The following is a 5,191-nucleotide window of genomic DNA, read 5'->3' as shown; positions in this document are numbered from 1 at the left end:
ATAAAATGGCATAAACAACTAACGCAAAGCCCAATAGCGTAACAATCGGAGCCACCGTAATGCGTCTGAAACTAAAAATACTGGGGTCAAACCGGCCTGCTCCCTCAATCGTTTGACCACCCGCCAGCAGCACAAAGCCCACAATGATGACAACAATTGCCGCCGCCAATAAAATGAAATTCTTTTCCCCAAAAACTAATTCTTTTTTATCCATGTTTTTTTGTTTTTAAAAACGCTAATATTTGCGGGCGCAAAGATAGTCATTATTTATGAATTATTGATTATGAATTTGAAAAAAAATGCCGCCGCAGATTCAACATCAAAGTCCAAGCTTTCCATAAAATCGCAACTCATACTCCGGCAGCAATTCCGGATGAAACACCTTTATCAAATCCTGCAACAACCGGTCAGGATGCAAAATAACTTCCTGGTAATAACTCGATTGCGCCGTATTGCAACCATAAACATTACGATTTTTAAAAGCCCCAAACAACCCATAATTAGGAAACTCATCCACCAACTGCCCATAAGTCAAACCAATATCCGGCAACCGGTAACCGGTAACCGGTAACTGGTAACTGGTAACTGCTGAATAATATTTAATCAGCCAAAAATCAGCTTTTTCGGCCTTATCTAACACCGTTTCAAACGACAGGGAAACATTCGTAGTGCTCGGATTATCCTTCCAGACATAGTCTGCACCCGCATCACGCAACAGATATGCCACATTGCTTTTGCCGCCCGGGATGTACCAAAAGTCGCCGTATTTCTTTTCCGTAAACACCGTTGGGCGCACTTTCACATCGGCTGTTGATTGCCTCAATGCCTCGTAGGCATCCACCGTTGCGAAAAAGAGCGAGTCAGCCAATTCTTTTTTGCCAAACAGTCGCCCAAACAGTCGAATCCACTCCGTGCGTCCCAGCGGGTGATTTTCGAGATAGTCCAAACACGGGAAACTTGTGGCGCCCACCTTATTCAATGCGCCCACCGCCGACTCGCTAATTGGCGTTGTCATAATCAGTTGCGGCTCAAGCAGGAGCAATTTTTCAATATCAAGCTGCGTCTCCTGTCCCACATCCCGGATGGCTCCGGCAGCCAATCCGGCCTGAATGGAGGGCGTCAATATGTAAGCCGCATCGCCCACGCCTGCCAACTTGTCGGTCACGCCCAGCTCGTCCATCATGCTGCAAACGACCGACGAAAACGCCACCGTGTGCGTCAGAGGCGTGCGCAACAGTGTCCCCGCGGGCAAATTGTCCGGCAAGGGCAGGTTTTGCGGCACCAAAATATAGGTCTGCAAAACATCATCGTTTTTCCACGGATTTTTGATTTGCACCAGCTCATAATCGGGGTGCGATTTGAGGCTAAAGCCCAGTGCATAAGCATTCCCATCGGCATTATCCAACGGTAACGGCTGCTTGCCCTGACAAGAAAGCAACAAGGCAAATGCAAACACTAAAATTTTTTGTTGAGCCATAATAAAAATAATAATTATTGCGCAAAATTACAAAAAATTGGCTGAATAAAAATAAATGCTTACCTTTGCCGCCGAATATTAAAAAAAAATAAAAAATTAGAATTGTGAGAAAGGAAATGTTATTATTTGCCCTGTTGGGCATGGGAGCCGCTGTTGAGGCTCAAAATTCTGAAACTGTTGAGGTACAAACACTTGAGCCTCAATCTGTTGGACTACAGAGTGAAGCAGCTGTGGCAGCTCCCACCGGCGGAAAGCCATTTGAGCGACTTGGTGTGTACATAGACGTGGGTACTACCGGTATTGGTTTGGACGTGGCGACGTCTTTGAACAACCATTTTGTGCTGAAGGCGGGTTTTTCAATGCTGCCTTTTGCCCTAACAAACACGTTTGATCTTGCTGCCCCAGATTTCGACCTTAGCGGTCATCCGCTATACTCAACCTTGTTAAGCGAGGGCTTGCCTACAAAATCAGCTGACGTGCCTAGCGAAGTGGATGTAGAAGCCAAACTGGGGCTTATGAATGGTCGCATTCTGGTGGATTATTATCCGTGGGCGAGCAGTGGCTTCCATTTGACCGCCGGTGCATACATCGGACAAAGCCATTTGGTGAGCATCGAAGGAAGACTTCCGCAAAAATTGAACGATGCCATTGACAGAGTCAAAAAGTATGAGGCAGACAATCCTGGTGCACCAAAATTCGATTTATTTCCAGCCGTTGACATCAATGGCGAATCGATTGATACAAAAGAACTTAATGGGAAAGTAGATGCCTCTGTTGACATAAATACCGTGAAACCCTATCTGGGACTTGGTTTTGGGCGTTCTATCCCCAAACGCCGCATTGGATTTCAGTTTGAACTTGGTGCCATGTATCTCGGTATGCCAACACTTGGCAGCACCAATGCAAAATTAAAGAAAGCCCTAAACAAGGATGGTGGCGATTTCAATATTGCCGAATATGCAGGATACCTGCAAATTTATCCCGTCATCTCATTCAAACTAACCGGCAGAATTTTCTAAGGCTTGCCACAGATTATCTTGTGGGGCGGGGGCTACTATGTCGATTTTTTCTTTGGAAACGGGGTGGATGAATTGGGCTTGCCTTGCGTGGAGGCTGATGCCGCCGTCGGGATTGGAGCGGTCGAAGCCGTATTTCAGGTCGCCCTTGATGGGGCAACCCATTTTCGCCAACTGACACCGGATTTGGTGGTGGCGACCGGTTTTCAAATCTACTTCCAGCAGATGGTAATTGTCGGAACGGGCGATGAGTTTATAGCTCAAAATCGCCTTTTTTGAGTTTGGCACCTCCTTGTCGTTGGCGTACGACTTGTTTTGCTTCACGTTGCGCACCAGATAATGCACCAGTTCGCCCTCGTCCTGCGGCGGGCGGTTTTTCACGACTGCCCAATATGTCTTTTGAACCTGCCCTTCGCGAAACATTTCGCACAATCGCGGCAATGCCTTGCTCGTTTTGGCAAAAATGACCACACCCGAAACAGGACGGTCAAGGCGATGCACCACACCGATAAACACATTGCCGGGCTTGCTGTACTTCGCCTTCAGCCACTGCCGGACAACCTCCGAAAGCGGCTCATCGCCCGTTTTATCGCCCTGAACAATCTCCGAATTGGTCTTGTTCACCGCGATGATGTGGTTGTCTTCGTAAATTACTTCCATTTGCTGTGCGATTATTTACCATCTACTCCAAACAGTTCAAAGAGAGTTTCCATTTCCAACTCAAAAAATTTAGACAGCCAATCACTATCGTCAGTGATTCTAATTTGAGGCGTAAGATAGCTTTCAAACGCAATAATTCGGGCAAGTTTATCCGTAATATCGGACTGTGCCTCATAAAAAAACGCTATAGAATAGGCGGACAAAAACAATTTTCTCTCATAATCAGTAATGGTTTGGAATTTGGACAACAGCGTTTTAACATTTTTGATGTTAATGTTTCTTTGGAAGACATTTTCGTGGGTTTCGCATAAATGCACATTCCAGGCCATTGTTACAAAAAAATTATCCGGATATTTCGCACGGTATTTTTCTAAAATTTGGACACAGTTTTTGTACGGTTCATATCGACCGTAATACGATATTTCTACCGTAGCAACAACTGGTGCCTCGCCCACTTCCTTGCGAAACGCCTCTATCGCTTTTTGACCCTCTTTTTTGCCTTTGGCTATTTCAGCAATCGTATCCTGAAACAAATCGTTAATTGTTTCATAAAGTCTCGGCGGCACACCGGCAAAAAACTCGTTAGGCAATTCACCAACCGGTACGCAAGGATAGTCCAAATCGCGTGACAGCTCATCCTTGTATTTTTCAATCGCCTCGTCACCGGCATATTCTTTTGCAAGTAAATGAGTTATAACTACCAGTTTACTCACATACTCCAGGTCTCTATTTCTATCCATATCTTTAGTGCCGGCGAAATCAAGAAACCATGCTTTCTGCTCTTCTCTACTCATTTGCAGCACCTCATCACGAAAGTCGCTAAATTTAGCGCGCATAGCCTCGCGACCGGGATTCACATACAAAGGCTTGCCATCTTTGCCCCCGCAAGGAATGTCAATCAAAGGGATGTCATCCCTGTCTTCTTCCAAGAGAAAACGGGTGGTTTGGGCGAAATCCTTATGCGGTTTAAATCCATACTTTTCGGCATATTCAATGGCGGCATATATAATATTGTGTGCCAATTCATAAGAAATAGGAACAAATTCAACGTCCGCAAACTCAGTCAGATGCTTCTCCAACTTTTCCGGCGGAATGTTAAACTCATAGACTGTCTCTTTTACCCCCAAGCACTTTAAGTCAGCTAAATAGGAACAATAAGTTAGATTGCCATTGGCATGCTGTCGAGCCACCACGACCTGACCAAGTCCGGCCTCCTCCCATTCGGTGTTACCCAACAATTGTAAACAGGGAGGCTTCTCGACTTTTGGCGAATGTAGTTCTCAGGGCTTAGTGCCTGAGATTGTGTTGTTGTTGTTTTCTTTGACATAATTATTTATTTTTTCGTTATTTGCGGGTGCAAAGTTAATATTAAAAATCGAAAAAAAAGGAATAAATTTTGTTTTAATCCAAAATAAGTTTGTACCTTTACGGCTTGAAAAAAACATGCTATATGAAAGTATTCGTATTAAATTGTGGTAGTTCGTCCATCAAATACAAGTTTTTGGACATGAACGCCAACGAAACGCTGGCTCAGGGGGGCATCGAAAAAATCGGATTGTCCGGCTCGTTTCTCAAACTCACCTTGCCTAACGGCGAAAAAGTGGTGTTGGAAAAGGATATTCCCGAGCACAAAACGGGCATCCGGTTTATCATGGACACGATTACCGGAGCGGCTCACGGCTGCATCAAGTCGCTGTCGGAAATTGATGCGGTCGGGCACAGAGTGGTGCACGGCGGCGAACGATTCAATGCCGGCGTGGTCGTCACCGACGAGGTGATTGCGCAAGTGGCGGAGTGCATCGACCTCGCGCCGCTTCACAACCCGCCCAACCTCGAAGGCATTTACGCCATCAAGGAACTGCTGCCGAGCACGCCGCAGGTGGCTGTGTTTGACACGGCTTTTCACCAAACCATGCCGCAGGAGGCGTATATGTACGGTTTGCCCTACGAGTATTACACCAAATATGGCGTGCGTCGCTACGGGTTTCACGGAACGAGCCACCGCTACGTGTCCCGGCGCGTGTGCGAATTTCTGAAC

General features: G+C 46.1%; 5 protein-coding genes and 1 pseudogene. 2 read left to right on the top strand and 4 right to left on the bottom strand.

The window, feature by feature from the left end:
• The coding region (locus ASC50_RS05130) for a DUF3098 domain-containing protein (protein WP_056928781.1) at window positions 1–214 on the bottom strand (214 nt) is incomplete at its 3' end.
• A gap of 105 nt (window positions 215–319) precedes the next feature.
• On the bottom strand, window positions 320–1,456 hold the full coding sequence (locus ASC50_RS05125; protein ID WP_158648475.1) for an ABC transporter substrate-binding protein: 1,137 nt from the start codon (window positions 1,454–1,456) through the stop codon (window positions 320–322).
• Window positions 1,457–1,581: 125 nt separating this feature from the next.
• Between ASC50_RS05125 and ASC50_RS05120 the strand changes: the two genes are divergently transcribed.
• Window positions 1,582–2,496: a hypothetical protein gene (locus ASC50_RS05120; protein WP_056928780.1), complete on the top strand. Its 915-nt coding sequence runs from the start codon at window positions 1,582–1,584 to the stop codon at window positions 2,494–2,496.
• On the opposite strand, the gene ASC50_RS05115 is transcribed toward ASC50_RS05120, so the two are convergent.
• A complete protein-coding gene (locus tag ASC50_RS05115) occupies window positions 2,476–3,153 on the bottom strand; it encodes an RluA family pseudouridine synthase (protein ID WP_055430859.1) in 678 nt (225 codons plus the stop codon). The two genes, ASC50_RS05120 and ASC50_RS05115, sit on opposite strands and share 21 nt — an antisense overlap.
• Before the next feature lie 11 nt (window positions 3,154–3,164).
• On the bottom strand, window positions 3,165–4,391 hold the full coding sequence (locus ASC50_RS05110) for a hypothetical protein (RefSeq protein ID WP_158648474.1): 1,227 nt from the start codon (window positions 4,389–4,391) through the stop codon (window positions 3,165–3,167).
• Window positions 4,392–4,603: 212 nt separating this feature from the next.
• Here ASC50_RS05110 and ASC50_RS05105 point away from each other — a divergent pair.
• Window positions 4,604–5,191 (top strand): annotated as a pseudogene (locus tag ASC50_RS05105) (acetate kinase); the annotation flags it as partial.

The organism is Candidatus Symbiothrix dinenymphae (assembly GCF_001431085.1).
Note: the sequence above shows the minus strand (reverse complement) of the source record. Positions and strands in the feature narration are given on the sequence as shown.